The following is a 14,642-nucleotide window of genomic DNA, read 5'->3' on the forward strand; positions in this document are numbered from 1 at the left end:
TAATAAAGCCTCATACTAAATTTTAAAAGGAGATAAATTGAAATTATAGTTAAAGGATGAGCCTAATTTTATTATATTAATCATAGCGAAATAACCTAGAATAAAATCTTCTATAGCAGAAAATAAATGTCAATTCATAAAGAGCTACATATTTTAAAAACAGATGATCATGGTGAATTTGCTTTATGGGAAATTTCTAAAAGAAATAATTCTCTAATAAAAAAAGAAGCAATTTTCTTATCTCATGGTGCATTTTCGGATAAAACTGTTTGTATAGGCATTGCAGATTATTTGGCAAATCATGGTTGTATTTGTTTTATTTTAGAGTGGCGAGGGCATGGTACTAGCCCAAAAACAGATATACCATTTAATTTTGAAACTGTTGCATTATATGAATATAAAACTGCATTTCATTACATTCGCCATCATTTTAATATAACCTCCTTGCACTGTGTAACACACAGTGGTGGAGGGCTATGCTTAACCATGTTCTTAATTAATTATCCTGAATATTTAAAAAATATTCAAAGTATTACTTTTGTTGCTTGCCAAGCATTTGGAGCAGTAAATAATTCCTTTGATTTTATTAAATTGTTTTCTGCAAAATTAGTTGTAAAAGGTCTAGGTCAGATTCCTGCTAATAAATTTAAGTTGGGGCGAATAAATGAAACCTATTACACGATGCGTCCATGGTTTAATTGGAACTTAAAGGAAAATTTTATAAGTGAATTTAAAGATATAGATTATAAAAAATTTATGAGTTCTATTAGAGTTCCAATATATTCTATTTGCGGGACTGGCGATAAATTTATTGCCCCTGCTAAAGGATGCTATAAATATTTGCAAGCTTTTGAAAATGAAAATAATATATTTCGAGAATTTGGCTATTCCAATAGTAACTTAGAAAATTATTCTCATAGTCGAATTGTACTTAGCCAAAATGCTGCTAAAGAAGTCTGGCCAACTATATTGCAATGGATAGATAAGAATTCAAAAGCAGCTTTTTAAGCTCTTTATATTAAAACTAATTTTCTAGTTTTTGAATATAAATAATATTTAAAATTTTTAAAGAATGTACTGATACTTTAAATATAAAAAACGCCCCCAAAAGGGCGCTTTTTCAATTCATTAGATTTTAACTTTTACTTAGCTAACAAATTTTCCAAAATTTGCTCATAAATATCAGTTAGTGGATCAAGGTCTTGTACATCAACATGTTCGTTAATTTGATGAATTGTTGCGTTCAGAACACCTAACTCCAATACCTGTGCACCTGTTGGAGCAATAAAACGGCCATCAGAAGTACCACCACTCGTTGAAAGCTCAGTTTCAGTACCGGTTACGTTCAAAATAGCAGTTTGCGCTGCATTAACGAGTTCACCCACAGGTGTTAGGAATGGTAAACCAGAAAGATTCCAAACGATTTCGTACTGTAAACCGTGTTTATCTAAAATCTCATGCACACGTTGTTTAAGTTGTTCTGCTGTTACTTCTGTTGAATAACGGAAGTTAAAAGTAACTTCTAGTGCACCAGGAATGACATTTGTTGCGCCAGTGCCAGCATGAATATTTGAAATCTGAAATGATGTTGCTGGGAAATATTCATTTCCATTATCCCAAATAGTTTGGCACAGTTCTGCTAAAGCTGGTGATGCTTCATGAATCGGATTACGCGCCAAATGTGGGTAAGCCACATGACCTTGCTTACCTTGAACTTTTAATACGGCATTAAGTGAACCACGACGACCATTTTTAACAATATCACCCAATTTATGGGTACTAGAAGGTTCGCCTACCAAACACCATGTCATCTTTTCGTTACGTTTTTCAAGAGTCTCAATCACTTTAACCGTACCGTTAATAGCAGGGCCTTCTTCATCAGAAGTAATTAGAAAAGCAATTGAACCTTTATGATCAGGATGTTTTGCGACAAAACGTTCAGATGCAACGACCATAGCTGCAAGTGCTGTTTTCATATCGGCCGAACCACGACCATATAATTTTCCATCGCGAATTTCAGGTACAAACGGATCTGAATTCCATGCTTCTAACTTACCTGTCGGAACTACGTCAGTATGACCGGCAAAACAAAATACAGGTTCTTCAGTTCCGCGACGCGCCCAAAGATTGTCAACTTCACCAAAACGCATTGGTTCAATATGAAAACCAATTTTGGCTAAACGGTCTGCCATGATGGTTTGGCATGTATGATCAATAGGAGTAACAGAAGGTTGTTGTAACAGTTCTAAGCTAAGCGAGAGAGTGTCTGAATGGTTCATACCGAAAATTGCGTGCTGATCAGGTGAAATATAGTCCGATATAATAGGCGAATCTCTAGGGGATGGGTACGTAAAAATAAAAAAACCTTATCGGAATGATAAGGTTTTTGAAGTAACAACTCTAACTTACATTTTATCTTGTGTTTTTTCAGCAGTATTTGTTACAGCATCACCTGCTTTAGAAACATCTTGCCCAAAACCTTTAAACGTATTACACCCTGTTAAAATAACAGCAACCATTACAGACGCAGCTAAAACTTTTTTCATCATTTTCTCCGTTTAAATTTAATAATGAAGTAAATTTAGATTAAAAAACAAACGGAAAAAGAAACATGACTGTTTAATAGTAAAAACGTTATAAAATGTTTCTAGAAGCTTAAAACTTATTGTTAATTAGCTTAATTTTTGCAGGTGAGGCTTAATGTTTAAGTACGAAAGATGTCTAAACATATAAAACAAAACCTCTTCACTATTTTTACAATATAGACCGTCTGTCCACCAATGTGCTTGATTTGAAGTCTGCTCTTTATTTGGACACAACCATTCGTGTCTTTCCAATCGATAAAAAGAAGAATGGGGAATGGTAGTCCCCCAATATCCCAAACGACGCTTTAAATTTATCCAGTCTGGTAGCGACTTTTGAGAATTTAACTGAAGTGGCAGGTAGAGTTGTCCTTTTAAAACCGCAAAACGTTGTTGAATCCTAAAATTTAATGCCTCAGAAAATTGAAATTGCTTATTCGTAAAATGATAAAGTTTCTTGCTTAAAGTATCTTGACGGTTTAATCCAATCCATTGTTCTAAATGTAAGTCTGCCTCGCCCAAATAGTATTTTAACGCGACCTCCCAATGTTCAATTTGTTGAGTTTCTTTATTTAAAATTAAAAAATCTAGCTCACCTAAAGTTTTTGCTCCATCAATCTTTTGAATACTATGACCTAACAGTTGGTAAGGATGATAATTATCCTCTTGTAGCCAGAACCAAAGTAAATTCTCAAACCGTAAACCTAAACGTGTACTTTTAAGTTGAGATAAAAACTGGATTAAAGGCTCTGGTGACTGATCAAGCTCTTTTAACCGTGGTAAATAATTTTGGAAATGCTCTTCCCATACTTCGGTTGGGTGCAGCTTAAAGTCGTGTTGTATAGAAAAACTTTTTGGTAATTGGCAAAGTAAATTTGGACTAGCAATACAAAAAGCTAGCTGTCGCACTATAGGATGTTGAAATTGAAGCCATGGTTCGAAATAGGAAGTTTTCACTGAGGCAATATTCATATATTTAATACTCGGAGTAATTCATCCTAATTTCATAAGGGATCAACAAACAATATTAGAAAAACACTTTATACTAACGCTAACAGCAGGTTAAGGTTTATATATGCGAACATTGTTCTGGCGCTCTTTGGTCGTGATTTTTATCACGCTAGGCATTATTGGAGCAATTTTACCAGGTATGCCCACAACAGTGTTTTTGATTCTAGCTGCATGGGCAGCTTCAAAGGGATGGCCACAAATGGATGATTGGTTGTTAAACCATCCCAAATATGGCCCAACATTACGTGATTGGCGAGCCAATGGTACAGTACCACGTAAAGCAAAATGGATTGCAAGCATAATGATGGCAATCAGTGGCCTTATAATGCTATTTACTTCAGCACCGCTTTGGGTCAAGATTTTTACTGATACTACCATGTTCATCGTTGCAGTTTGGTTATGGCTACGCCCTGAGCCAAAATTAAAAGATTGATAATCTTTTAATTTTGGCGCAAGACAAGTTCTTCATATAAATTTTTACTTAAACTCAAAGTATTTGAGTTGATATAAGAGAATAAGTTCAATGTCTCAATTTAAGCTCGAAGAAGCAGATGTCCTCATCGATTTAGCAAATCAAACATTAACTTTGCCTAAACATAATAAGTTTTATGTCATTTCTACTGGAAAGAACGGAATCGGTGAGCAAGAGAATACTGGTAGGACTCCACGTGGATGGCATAGGGTTGCAAAAAAAATTGGTGCACAATCTCCTCAAAATGCGGTTTTTATTGCACGTAAGCCAACAGGGGAGGTCTATAGTAGTGAACTAGCAGCACAATTCCCTGAGCGAGATTGGATATTGTCACGCATTCTTTGGTTAGATGGCTTAGAAGAAGGCTTCAATAAAGGCGAAGGTCATGACACCATGCAGCGTTATATCTATATTCATGGCACACCTGATAAAGAACCGATGGGTGTTCCCATGTCACATGGATGTATTCGAATGCGTAATGAAGAAATCATTGAGTTGTTTGATTTAGTCGCTGAAGATGCATTGGTTTATTTGTCTGAGCAATCTTTAACCTAAAATAAGATTTTAAAAATTCTTATTTAATTAGCTGAATGATCAAAATATTAAAATAAGTGCTTAAATAAAATACAAAAAATTGTTTTTTACTTAATAATGACTTATTTTTAATCATTCATTCGCATTTTTTTGAAAAGTTGTCGAAAAGCGTTTGACACCTGTTAAAGATTCTCTATAATGCACCTCACAAACGATGAAGACGTTAAGGGCGCTTAGCTCAGTTGGTAGAGCGTCTGCCTTACAAGCAGAATGTCGGCGGTTCGATCCCGTCAGCGCCCACCAAGCCTTTACGTTAAGCTCTCAAGTGCAGCGGTAGTTCAGTTGGTTAGAATACCGGCCTGTCACGCCGGGGGTCGCGGGTTCGAGCCCCGTCCGCTGCGCCACTTAAGACTTAACATCGTTTACCCCACAATTGCGATATTGTGAAAGTGCAGCGGTAGTTCAGTTGGTTAGAATACCGGCCTGTCACGCCGGGGGTCGCGGGTTCGAGCCCCGTCCGCTGCGCCACTTTTCAGTTCGGGTTGTGTTTGGAAGATGATTTAAGATGTAAAAATTTTAAATCGAAAAATTAATAATTTATTAGTTTTTTCTTCTTGGGGCGCTTAGCTCAGTTGGTAGAGCGTCTGCCTTACAAGCAGAATGTCGGCGGTTCGATCCCGTCAGCGCCCACCATATATGTGACCATACTTTATTTTAAAGTATTGTAGTGCAGCGGTAGTTCAGTTGGTTAGAATACCGGCCTGTCACGCCGGGGGTCGCGGGTTCGAGCCCCGTCCGCTGCGCCATTCTCTTGATTCCCTTGTCTAGAGAATGTAGAGTATAAAGATACATTCGCTATCTTTTCTCATTAAGGGCGCTTAGCTCAGTTGGTAGAGCGTCTGCCTTACAAGCAGAATGTCGGCGGTTCGATCCCGTCAGCGCCCACCATAATTTCTATCAGAAATTTAAATTCCCTAAATTCATATTCATCTATAAATATCTTATACTTACATGTAAATTTATTTACTACGTGACTCAGTGTAGATACAACGTTTCTATTTTAAAATTAAAGTCCTTATACCTTTAAGTTATTCTTTTTATTGATCGCTAGTTCTTAATTTTTTAGCATTAGTGTTTTTTTACTCTTGCTGTTGATGGGCTTCCTCCTCCTTATTAAATTTCTTTATTAGTGGCTAAAGATAAGAATCTAACTTGCAATTTATGATCTTCAGCTTAGATCAACTCTGTATTTGTACCGATCACTAATATTTTCACAAATAAAAAAACTGCTATTTTTTAAATAGCAGTTTTTTTATTAAATTATTTTTAATATTCGTTTAAAAGCCATCCACTTGCATATGCGAAATATTCACGTAACCATGCATTGTAGCGAGTAGCTAATGGTGTCTCGGCCGCTACCCCATAAACTTGGGTATAGCCCTGTTTTTTTGCAATTGCTATTGCTCGAGGAATATGAAAATCACTTGTCACAATAGCGATTGGCTGGTCTAAGGTAATGTGGTGCTGTTCTAATAAGGGTTTACTATTTTTTAAGTTAAGCTCTGTGCTGGTGCTTTTATCTTCAAGGATCATTTGATCTCTTGCGATATGATACTTTTGTTCAAGATAACGAGACATAACCAATGCTTCGCTTTCTTTTTCTGAAAAATCAAGACCACCTGTTAGAACAATCTGTGCTTGCTGCTGTTTTAGGGCTAGAGGGGCGGCCGTATCTAAACGTTTTGCAAGAATTGTGGATGGCTGACCATTCTCAACACCGCTTCCTAAGACAATAATTGCTTTTACTGGAGGAATATTATTTGAAGTATCTTTATTTTCTTTAATAAAGCTAAAAAAATAGCCTAAGCCAATTAACCATATCCAGAAGCATAACCATCCAAAACGCCAAAGTGTGTGTAAGCGATAGTGATAGAAGAAAAAGCGTTCTAAATGATAATAAAATAAGGAATATAGGCAGAAGAAAGTACCTAAAATTAAAGGAATAACGGTGCCTACATTAATTTTATTGAGACAAATTAGAACTAATCCATCTAGAAATAAAATCGAACCAATGATTGCTAGGAAAATACGGATCCACTTACTGACTTGCATTGTGCTTAGAGTTGCAATTTAAATTGCAGACAGTGTATGCAAAATCATTCTGAATGCAATAAAAAACCGAGTAAAGCATTTAAGCTATTACTCGGTTTTAGTTTTTATTGATCTTTAATAAACATCACGGCGGTAACGGCCTTGTTGTCTTAAATCATCTACCTGTTCTTCACCCAGAATTTCGATAAGGGCTTGATCGACTCCACTTGCCATACCATCTATACTACCGCATACATACAGAACAGCACCGCGTTCTATCCAGTTTACTAATTCTGCTTCATTCTGACGGATTACATCTTGAACATACATGCGTTGTTCTTGATCTCTGGAAAATGCTAAATCGAGGCGTTTTAACATTCCTGTGGTTTTCCATGCCTCAATAGTTGATTCATAGAAGAAATCACATGCTCTTTGACGTTCACCAAAGATTAACCAGTTTTCAGTGTAATCATGACGTGTACGGGTGTGTAATAGGCTCATTAAGCCAGCAATACCTGTTCCGTTACCAATACAAATAATAGGGCGGTTGTCATCAATAAGATGGAATGATTCATTGGTACGAATACGCAAAGCAATTTCATTATTAACTTGGGTATGTTGAGTCAGCCAACCCGAACCTAAACCTAAATTACCAGAAGCATCATATTGTTGACGAACAACCAAACGAAGGACTTGCTGAGACGGAATGCTCGCAATCGAATACTCTCGCGTTGGTAGAGTAGGGAGCTGCTCTAATAAATGATCCAGATTGGCAAATGGTTCAATTTCACCAGTTAAATCTTTATTCCAAAGTGCTTTTTCGATTGAAATCTGTAGTGAATCAACTTTTGAATTTTTAAGAATATGATGCTTTTGCAAAAAAGCATGAATACGTTCAGGACTATTACCAGGCTGGATTTCAGCAATATCACCCGCTTGCCATATCGCCTCATGATTTGCTTTAAGTTCAATATTATAAGCAGGCTGACCTAAGCTATTTGGGTTGAGTAAATCACGTTGATGTAATGTCCAACTATCAAATACTTTTTCCAGATTTACAGCATGTAAATCTAATTTGGTTGCCTTCGCGAGAGATTGATTCCAATTTTGAATATCCGATGGGTTTGCATTATCAACTTCAATTGTATTGAAGAGAGCATGGGCACCATTTGCTTTAAGCCAAGCATCTACTGCATGGCCAAAACTACAATAAGTGTCTGGATATTCTTTAGAGCCCAGCGCTAGAACAGCATAGTTGATGTGCTTAAGATCCACATTCAATTTTAAAAGTTTTTTAGCAAAGCTTGTAGCAAGATCAGGAGCATCACCAGTACCATAAGTACTGATCACAAATAAAACCTGCTGATGTTGCTCTAAATCAGTTTGTGTTAGCTGCTGTACAGGTTTTACCTGAACAGGTTGATGAGCCTCTTGTAAACTTGTTGCCGTACTCCAAGCGAGTTGTTCAGCTACGCCGGTTTGAGTTGCATAAGTAATAAGCCAAGGCTTTGCATTTGGATCAATGTATTGTCCTGCTAAAGACTGACGAGCCGCCTGTGTTAATTTTTTCTGTTTACGGCGTTTAAGATACAGCATCCACCCAGTAACCAAGAACAAAGGCATTGCTAGAGAAGCAAGCATTGCAACGAATTGATAAATTGGTCCAAAGAAGCTACCGCGGTGTACGGGTAACATGCTGCTCATAATCTTTTGATTAAGCTTTTTGTCTTCGTAAAGCTCCATCTTTTCGATGTTGCCAGTTTGATAATTATAGATGGCTTGGTTACGTGCCCGTTCGTGTTGTGGGGTAGCATCGACAAAGCTTAACTCAATTTTTCCATCATCTTTTTTCGGTAAGCTTAATGTTAGAGTCGAATAATCACGTCCAACCTGACTATTGAAGCCACTCCATGTTTGATTAAGTGCTGTAATGAGTTGAGTATTATCTAATTGAGGCTCTGATTTTTTATCATTATTACGGTCAGATGGTTTACCTTGTTGTATTCCACGATTTTGATTTTGAGGAGCAGCGCCATGATCTTGTCGTTTAGGTTGTTCAACTCCCATCACTTTGAACATGCCACTACGCCACCAATCATAAGACCAATATAGGCCTGTACATGCGAAAAGAAGATAAAAAACAACGACCCATGTACCGACAACAGCATGTAGATCCCAAATAAAATTCCGGCCTTTGAGTTTCGGTTTAACAGCCAACCATTGACGAGCAGAGTGCTTTTTAGGCCAACGTAAATATAACCCACTGAGTACGAAGTAAATTAGCATGAGTGCGCAGGCACCAGTAATTTGTTTACCAACTTCACCTGCTGTTAAATTACGATGAATTTGTTGTATGAGTAACAACAATTTTCGGCCTTTAACATCTGGAAGAACCTCAGCATTATAGGGGTTCACCATCATATTGTAGCCACGGCGTTCACCTTCTTTTTCAATATTTACAATAGAAGAAGAGGTTGGGTCCTTGGCGATCGTAATGCTATTAATTTTGATTTCAGGTTGGGTTGTATTGAAATGTTGATATAGCTGAGCAGGAGTTAATTTTGGAGTGTTTTCAGCTTGTACAACATAACTATCAGAATTCACCCATTTTAAAATTTGTTGGTCATAAGAATAAATTGCACCTGTAACACCCATAATGGATAAGATTAGGCCAGCAGTAATACCCAGAAACCAATGAATTTGAAATAAAATTTTTTTAAACATGGTCGAAAATGTAAATATGATGGAGATCTTGTAACGAAGTATAGCCGAAGATTGGGGAGATAATATGGATTTTGGAGATAATATTAATTTTCATTATCATTTATTTTTAGCTTAATAAAAAACCTCCATGAGGAGGCTTTTTATAAAATCTAGAATTACAAGGTTTTTGGTTCGCCTACAGATTCTTTTAAGTGTGTGCGGATTGTGTTGAACGAGAAGTTTTTAGAATCCATGCGCTTAGGCAGGATATAAGCACCTTGTTGTTCTTGGCCTTTAGGGTCTTTTACTTTGAAATTGACCAAAATAAAATCAGGTGTATTGTACCATTCGTAGATATTTTTCCATCCAATAGTACCTACGCCTTCTTGTAAGCCCATTTGTTGACGCATCACAATACCATGAGGCTGCACACCTAAACGAATACCTTTGATTTCCTGTACCGGAAATTCATTCATTTTGCGTTTAACGTACCATTCTAATCCGTATTTACGACCTAGGTAGTAAAGTACTACAGCAACAATAGCAACCCAGCAAAAAACAGTAGAGTAGTTCTTAATAAAAATAAGACCTAATATAGCTAGGGCTAAAACGATACCCATAATTGCCCAAATTTTTGTGCTGATTTTATTGGTGCTGCGCCAGATAAGAAGCTGTGCATTACGTTGTTCAGCTTCTGACACGTCATAGGGAACAGGCTGAAGCGTATAAGCGTATAAAGTTTTCGCGGTCATAGTGCAAATAACAAATTGTAAACTGTTTTAAGTTTAGCATTAATTGGCATAAGTCAGGAAAGGATATTATGCCAATTTCATACTAATTTCCGACTCAAATTTATAACGATGCAAGCTCGCTGGCATCGTTATCAAGATCATGACTTAGACGTTGTTTTAGCATACTAAAACGGTTCAATACACCAAGCATGAGTGATAGCTGCTGTAAAATGATGAGTGATTTTTGATCCTCTTCATTATTTTGGCTCAAACGTTGACGTATCGTCTGGAGCATATTTTGTGCTGTAAGATCAGGCATCTCATCTCTCAATAAAGCCCCCTGAATATCATCTAGCGCTTGGTCTAAGAGTTTAAGAACAGCTTGATCTTGAATGCTTTCTCGATGTGCTCCAAGTGCGGCGATATAACTTAAAAATGTATGGTTTAAACATAAAAATTCAAAGATATCCGACTTACGGGTAGGGTCAAAGTCTGGCTCTGTTGCTAAAGTTGAAATAAGTGAAGCAACCTCGGCATCTGTATTATGAGCAGCTCGTCTTACAATACGGTAATTCAACGCATGATTGCGACCTTCATGATATTGTTTAACAACTTCAGCTAAATAATTGCATTGAGCTTGTAATGAACGTCTGATGTTGCGAGGTAAGCGTCGGAATTTCCAGTCAGGCCAAATAAAGGTCACACCAAACCAAGCTAGGGCACATCCAATTAAAGTATCTACAAATCGCGGAATAGCAGCAGCCATTGCCGAGCCATCTAGATTAAAGTTAATTAATGCCAAAATTGTAATAAATGCGGTTGCTTGAGCATATTGCTTACTGCGTAACTCAAAAAACAGTACCCCGCTCAAGATCAACATTAATAGTTGTCCTTCGACGGAAGGCACGAGAAATACAATGGTAAGACCAACAATAATTCCGACTAATGTTCCGACAATTCGTAAGCGTAAGCGACGTTTGGTTGCGTTGAAGTTAGGTTGGCTTACAAATAGGGCTGTAAGCATAATCCAATAGCCGTACTCGATATTGGTCATTTGAATCAGCACATACCCAATAAAAAGAACGATTGAGACGCGAATTGCATGGCGGAAAAGTACAGATTCAGGAGTTAAATTTTGCTTTATTCGGATGACAATATCGTTCCATCCTTGTAAATCATCATCTTTAAGCTGGTTCTCTGCTTGTTTAACTTTATCAGACTGAATGTGTTGTTCCGTTTCTAAGTTGAGTAACTGAGAGTCGATAGATTTTAAATTTTGGTATAAAGCGAAGAGAGCATTTACCCATAACAGATCATAATGCTGATCACGTCTTAGTTTCTCTAAAGATAGTCTTAAGTTCTCAAAACTCTGCTTGAAACGTTTGTTATGGTTATAAGGTTTACGTTGTAAAATACATTCGTTTAACTCTTGGCAAGCTTTGCCTTGAACCGCCAAAATTCGTTGAAATCTAAATAAAATATCACTGTGCTGAAAAATTTTGGCTAACTTTTGATAGTCGATATGGGCTGAGTCAGCACGCTCATGAATGTCTTGAGCGACAAAATAATAATGTAAGCTTCGGCGTGTATCTTTTTGCCCACGGTCACCTTTTAAACGAGTCAATAAAGCTGTTTTTAAGTCATTAAAAATCGTAATTAACTTACCATTTTCTAATGACAGCTCAATCATACTTTGCTGATAGCTGGCAGGAGTCATATCTACATCAAATAAATTTGATTTTGCAAATAGAAAATCACCTAGAGATGCATAAGACGCTGCGAGTTTATCTTGAAGTTGGCGAACCGGAAATAATAAAAAGCTAATCGTTGCGATGAGGCCATACCAAGCCGCACCTGCAACTAAAAGAGCCGGTTGAATATACCAGTGATCGAAAAGGTGAACACCCAACATGGTATAGACCGAAACAACCAAACAGCCATAAGAAATGGTGGCGTAACGACGTCCTAATGAACCTAGTAAAATCCAGCCAATACATGAAGCAATCAACCCTAAAGCAAAAGCCATTGGGTAGGGGAAAAGTAGTTGTACGGAAGCTGCGGTAACGAAGAACCCAATATAAGTATAAATTAGGTTCATGATTCGCACGGAAAAGCGATCATCAATATCACTCAAACCTGCTGCGACTACACCTAAAGTGAGTGGAATAGTTGCTAATTGATAGCCTAAAAAATAAGGCACGAAAGCAGTTCCTGAAAAGGCTATCAGCATTCGCACGTTATACATAAATGTTGTGTTATAAGTCGCTCTTTTTAGGCGTTTAAACCAAGATTTCAAATGAAGTCCTTGCTGATCAACCTGAGTGATAAAGGATTTGTGTATTTCTACACCAATGTTGCACAAATCATACGATAGACAGTGTAAGCTTGTCTGTATGCAAATGAGTGAAAAATGAAATATCGTTATGTCTGAACAAACAGCCCAGCGTCAATACTCTATTGGCTGGATTATGTTGCTCGCTTTACTTACGGCTTTAGGGCCGTTATCCATTGATATGTACTTACCTGCGTTACCACAAATGGCCCATGATTTTGGGGTAAGTACGCAAATGGTGGCAAATACACTACCAGCTTATTTTTTTGGTTTAGCCATTGGGCAGTTGGTTTATGGTCCTTTAAGCGATCGTATCGGTAGAAAGAAACCACTTTACTTTGGCCTCGCGCTTTATGCAGTCGCAAGCTTATTTTGTGTAATGGCTACTAATGAATGGAGCTTGATTGCGGCCCGTATTTTACAAGCTTTAGGTGGTTGTGTTGGCGTAGTCATGGCTCGTGCAGCAATACGCGATAAATTGGACGTTCAAGGCTCTGCACAAGCTTTCTCAAGTATGATGATTGTCATGGGGCTTGCACCAATTTTGGCTCCTATGATCGGAGCATGGATTTTAATTTGGTTTCCGTGGCAGGCTATTTTTATTGCGCTTTCAATTGTGGGTGCGCTGTGTTGGCTGTGCGTACATTTCTTTTTTAAAGAAACTTTGGCAAATGATAAAAGGCTTAAGCTATCACTCTATCAAGTGGTGACTTTATATGGAGCTATTTTCAAAGATGCAAGTTTCCGCTTACCTATGTTTGCAGGCTGTTTAACGGGGGCAGCACTATTTTGCTATATCAGCTCAGCACCTGCCGTGTTTATGGATCAGTACGGACTTAATCAGCAAGAGTTTGCTTACGTATTTGGACTAAATGCTTTTGGCATCATGTTAATGTCCTCTTTAAACAAGCATTTAACAACACGTGTTGAAATTACCAAACGCTTAAAATCGGGTTCACTTGTGCAAGTGACTGGAGCCATCATTGTATTTATTGCTGGTTTAATTCCTGCGGCGCCTTTATGGCTGGTTATGGTAGGGTTATTTTTAGCTATTTCAGGCATTGGTTTAACAGGCCCAAATGCTATGGCGTTAGCAATGTCCAAACAAGGTGCTCGCGCTGGAACAGCAAGTGCAATTATGGGAAGTATGCAATTCGCTTGTGGCCTTTTAGGAGGCGTGCTTCTTAACTTCCTGATTTGGTCTGCATCGCTCAATATGGGCGTAATGATGGTGTTATTTACACTAAGTGGTTTTATTGTCGTATTGAAAGCGACACAACAGGTCAAAACCAAGCCATTCTCATAGTTTTTAGAGAATGGCCACTTATAGCTTATTCGTCTAGAAAAACTGCAAAATTTTCAACAGGTTCTCTAGGCGTGATAAAGGTATTTACAATGTGGTTAGGATCGGCATGACCTAATGCAATTGCACATACCAGTTCTTCGTCATCTGATGCACCTACTATATCTAAAACAATAGGGTGAAAATGATTCCAAGCTGCTTGTGGGCATGTATCTAAGCCACGTGCCTTGGCAGCGACCATCACGTTTTGGATCATCATTGCGATATCCATTTTAGAGCCGATTCCCATCGTTTTATTTACGGTAAAGAAAAGGCCGACTGGTGCATCAAACAATTTAAAATTACGTAGCTGCTGTTCAGCCATTTTTTCTTTTTCGCCCTTTTTGATTTCGAGTAAACCGTAGAGTCCCCAGCCATTCTCGCGGCGGCGGTCAATAAAAGGGGATATCCATTTTTCAGGGTAATAGGCAAAAGTCTCTTTATATTGTTCTGCTAGCTCAGGATTTTTTGAAACTTCAATTTGTGCAGCGCAGACACGTTCAACCATTTCATCACGCTTTTTACCTGTGACCACATAGACTTTCCATGGTTGGGTGTTCGTTCCAGAAGGTGCTCGACTTGCGACTCGTAATATATCTTTAATGACTTCTGGCTCAATTGGAGTATTTAAAAAAGCGCGGACAGAATGTCGAGAAGTGATAGCTTCATCAACGAGACGAACTTGTTCCAGATTCATGCGTACTCCTATATCTTTTCTTAAATACTTAATACTTTTTGAAGTTTAATTTCATGTTTTGAAAGTACTTCATTTATAAGCAAAAAATATTAGAAAAGGGATATCCTTAAAGATATGATGATGTGTTTATTTTGAATATAATGTCTA

At 37.6% G+C, this 14,642-nt stretch carries 12 protein-coding genes and 6 tRNA genes; 10 read left to right on the forward strand and 8 right to left on the reverse strand.

What is annotated here, in order from left to right; all coding sequences use genetic code 11:
• The first annotated feature begins 126 nt into the window (after positions 1 to 126).
• Positions 127 to 1,008, forward strand: coding sequence for an alpha/beta fold hydrolase (locus AC52J8_RS03320; protein ID WP_086399661.1), 882 nt, complete (start codon positions 127 to 129; stop codon positions 1,006 to 1,008).
• Between the two features lie 134 nt (positions 1,009 to 1,142).
• On the opposite strand, the gene dapE is transcribed toward AC52J8_RS03320, so the two are convergent.
• The 3 genes from dapE to AC52J8_RS03335 form a co-directional block, all read right to left on the reverse strand.
• Positions 1,143 to 2,279: a succinyl-diaminopimelate desuccinylase gene (gene dapE / locus AC52J8_RS03325; protein ID WP_086399662.1), complete on the reverse strand. Its 1,137-nt coding sequence runs from the start codon at positions 2,277 to 2,279 to the stop codon at positions 1,143 to 1,145.
• A gap of 126 nt (positions 2,280 to 2,405) precedes the next feature.
• Positions 2,406 to 2,549 carry an entericidin A/B family lipoprotein gene (locus AC52J8_RS03330; protein ID WP_014207555.1) on the reverse strand — a complete coding sequence of 48 codons (144 nt, stop codon included), beginning with the start codon at positions 2,547 to 2,549 and terminating at the stop codon, positions 2,406 to 2,408.
• 123 nt (positions 2,550 to 2,672) lie between these two features.
• Positions 2,673 to 3,554, reverse strand: coding sequence for a DUF1853 family protein (locus AC52J8_RS03335; RefSeq protein WP_086399663.1), 882 nt, complete (start codon positions 3,552 to 3,554; stop codon positions 2,673 to 2,675).
• 103 nt (positions 3,555 to 3,657) lie between these two features.
• Between AC52J8_RS03335 and AC52J8_RS03340 the strand changes: the two genes are divergently transcribed.
• From AC52J8_RS03340 to AC52J8_RS03375, 8 genes are all read left to right on the forward strand, one after another.
• Positions 3,658 to 4,026, forward strand: coding sequence for a YbaN family protein (locus AC52J8_RS03340; RefSeq protein ID WP_017385889.1), 369 nt, complete (start codon positions 3,658 to 3,660; stop codon positions 4,024 to 4,026).
• Between the two features lie 90 nt (positions 4,027 to 4,116).
• Positions 4,117 to 4,620: a cell wall-recycling L,D-carboxypeptidase ElsL gene (elsL, locus tag AC52J8_RS03345; protein ID WP_032005430.1), complete on the forward strand. Its 504-nt coding sequence runs from the start codon at positions 4,117 to 4,119 to the stop codon at positions 4,618 to 4,620.
• A gap of 206 nt (positions 4,621 to 4,826) precedes the next feature.
• A tRNA-Val gene (locus tag AC52J8_RS03350) sits at positions 4,827 to 4,902 on the forward strand.
• Positions 4,903 to 4,926: 24 nt separating this feature from the next.
• A tRNA-Asp gene (locus AC52J8_RS03355) sits at positions 4,927 to 5,003 on the forward strand.
• A gap of 47 nt (positions 5,004 to 5,050) precedes the next feature.
• Positions 5,051 to 5,127, forward strand: a tRNA-Asp gene (locus AC52J8_RS03360).
• Between the two features lie 89 nt (positions 5,128 to 5,216).
• Positions 5,217 to 5,292 (forward strand) — tRNA-Val (locus tag AC52J8_RS03365).
• A gap of 36 nt (positions 5,293 to 5,328) precedes the next feature.
• Positions 5,329 to 5,405, forward strand: a tRNA-Asp gene (locus AC52J8_RS03370).
• Positions 5,406 to 5,471: 66 nt separating this feature from the next.
• A tRNA-Val gene (locus AC52J8_RS03375) sits at positions 5,472 to 5,547 on the forward strand.
• Positions 5,548 to 5,925: 378 nt separating this feature from the next.
• Here AC52J8_RS03375 and AC52J8_RS03380 read toward each other — a convergent pair.
• From AC52J8_RS03380 to yccS, 4 genes are all read right to left on the reverse strand, one after another.
• Positions 5,926 to 6,711: a YdcF family protein gene (locus AC52J8_RS03380; protein ID WP_086399664.1), complete on the reverse strand. Its 786-nt coding sequence runs from the start codon at positions 6,709 to 6,711 to the stop codon at positions 5,926 to 5,928.
• 114 nt (positions 6,712 to 6,825) lie between these two features.
• Positions 6,826 to 9,414, reverse strand: a complete 2,589-nt coding sequence (locus AC52J8_RS03385; protein WP_496538859.1) for a PepSY domain-containing protein — start codon at positions 9,412 to 9,414, stop codon at positions 6,826 to 6,828.
• Positions 9,415 to 9,569: 155 nt separating this feature from the next.
• On the reverse strand, positions 9,570 to 10,145 hold the full coding sequence (locus AC52J8_RS03390; RefSeq protein ID WP_092585839.1) for an SdpI family protein: 576 nt from the start codon (positions 10,143 to 10,145) through the stop codon (positions 9,570 to 9,572).
• 100 nt (positions 10,146 to 10,245) lie between these two features.
• Positions 10,246 to 12,420 (reverse strand): YccS family putative transporter, encoded by a 2,175-nt coding sequence (gene yccS, locus AC52J8_RS03395; RefSeq protein WP_017400237.1) that lies wholly within the window; start codon positions 12,418 to 12,420, stop codon positions 10,246 to 10,248.
• 127 nt (positions 12,421 to 12,547) lie between these two features.
• Here yccS and AC52J8_RS03400 point away from each other — a divergent pair, with 127 nt between their 5' ends.
• Entirely contained in the window at positions 12,548 to 13,762 is a 1,215-nt protein-coding gene (locus AC52J8_RS03400; protein ID WP_014207547.1) for a multidrug effflux MFS transporter, read from the forward strand.
• Positions 13,763 to 13,787: 25 nt separating this feature from the next.
• Here AC52J8_RS03400 and AC52J8_RS03405 read toward each other — a convergent pair whose 3' ends face one another.
• Positions 13,788 to 14,495 carry a nitroreductase gene (locus tag AC52J8_RS03405; protein ID WP_086399666.1) on the reverse strand — a complete coding sequence of 236 codons (708 nt, stop codon included), beginning with the start codon at positions 14,493 to 14,495 and terminating at the stop codon, positions 13,788 to 13,790.
• Between the last annotated feature and the right edge of the window lie 147 nt (positions 14,496 to 14,642).

This window comes from Acinetobacter sp. S-1, assembly GCF_059579785.1.

What these genes read in the sequence shown, in the direction of transcription:
- AC52J8_RS03320 (WP_086399661.1), top strand. Translation starts at nt 127, where the DNA reads ATGTCAATTCATAAAGAGCTACATATTTTAAAAACAGATGATCATGGT.
- dapE (WP_086399662.1), bottom strand. Translation starts at nt 2,279, where the DNA reads ATGAACCATTCAGACACTCTCTCGCTTAGCTTAGAACTGTTACAACAA.
- AC52J8_RS03330 (WP_014207555.1), bottom strand. Translation starts at nt 2,549, where the DNA reads ATGATGAAAAAAGTTTTAGCTGCGTCTGTAATGGTTGCTGTTATTTTA.
- AC52J8_RS03335 (WP_086399663.1), bottom strand. Translation starts at nt 3,554, where the DNA reads ATGAATATTGCCTCAGTGAAAACTTCCTATTTCGAACCATGGCTTCAA.
- AC52J8_RS03340 (WP_017385889.1), top strand. Translation starts at nt 3,658, where the DNA reads ATGCGAACATTGTTCTGGCGCTCTTTGGTCGTGATTTTTATCACGCTA.
- elsL (WP_032005430.1), top strand. Translation starts at nt 4,117, where the DNA reads ATGTCTCAATTTAAGCTCGAAGAAGCAGATGTCCTCATCGATTTAGCA.
- AC52J8_RS03380 (WP_086399664.1), bottom strand. Translation starts at nt 6,711, where the DNA reads ATGCAAGTCAGTAAGTGGATCCGTATTTTCCTAGCAATCATTGGTTCG.
- AC52J8_RS03385 (WP_496538859.1), bottom strand. Translation starts at nt 9,414, where the DNA reads ATGTTTAAAAAAATTTTATTTCAAATTCATTGGTTTCTGGGTATTACT.
- AC52J8_RS03390 (WP_092585839.1), bottom strand. Translation starts at nt 10,145, where the DNA reads ATGACCGCGAAAACTTTATACGCTTATACGCTTCAGCCTGTTCCCTAT.
- AC52J8_RS03400 (WP_014207547.1), top strand. Translation starts at nt 12,548, where the DNA reads ATGTCTGAACAAACAGCCCAGCGTCAATACTCTATTGGCTGGATTATG.
- AC52J8_RS03405 (WP_086399666.1), bottom strand. Translation starts at nt 14,495, where the DNA reads ATGAATCTGGAACAAGTTCGTCTCGTTGATGAAGCTATCACTTCTCGA.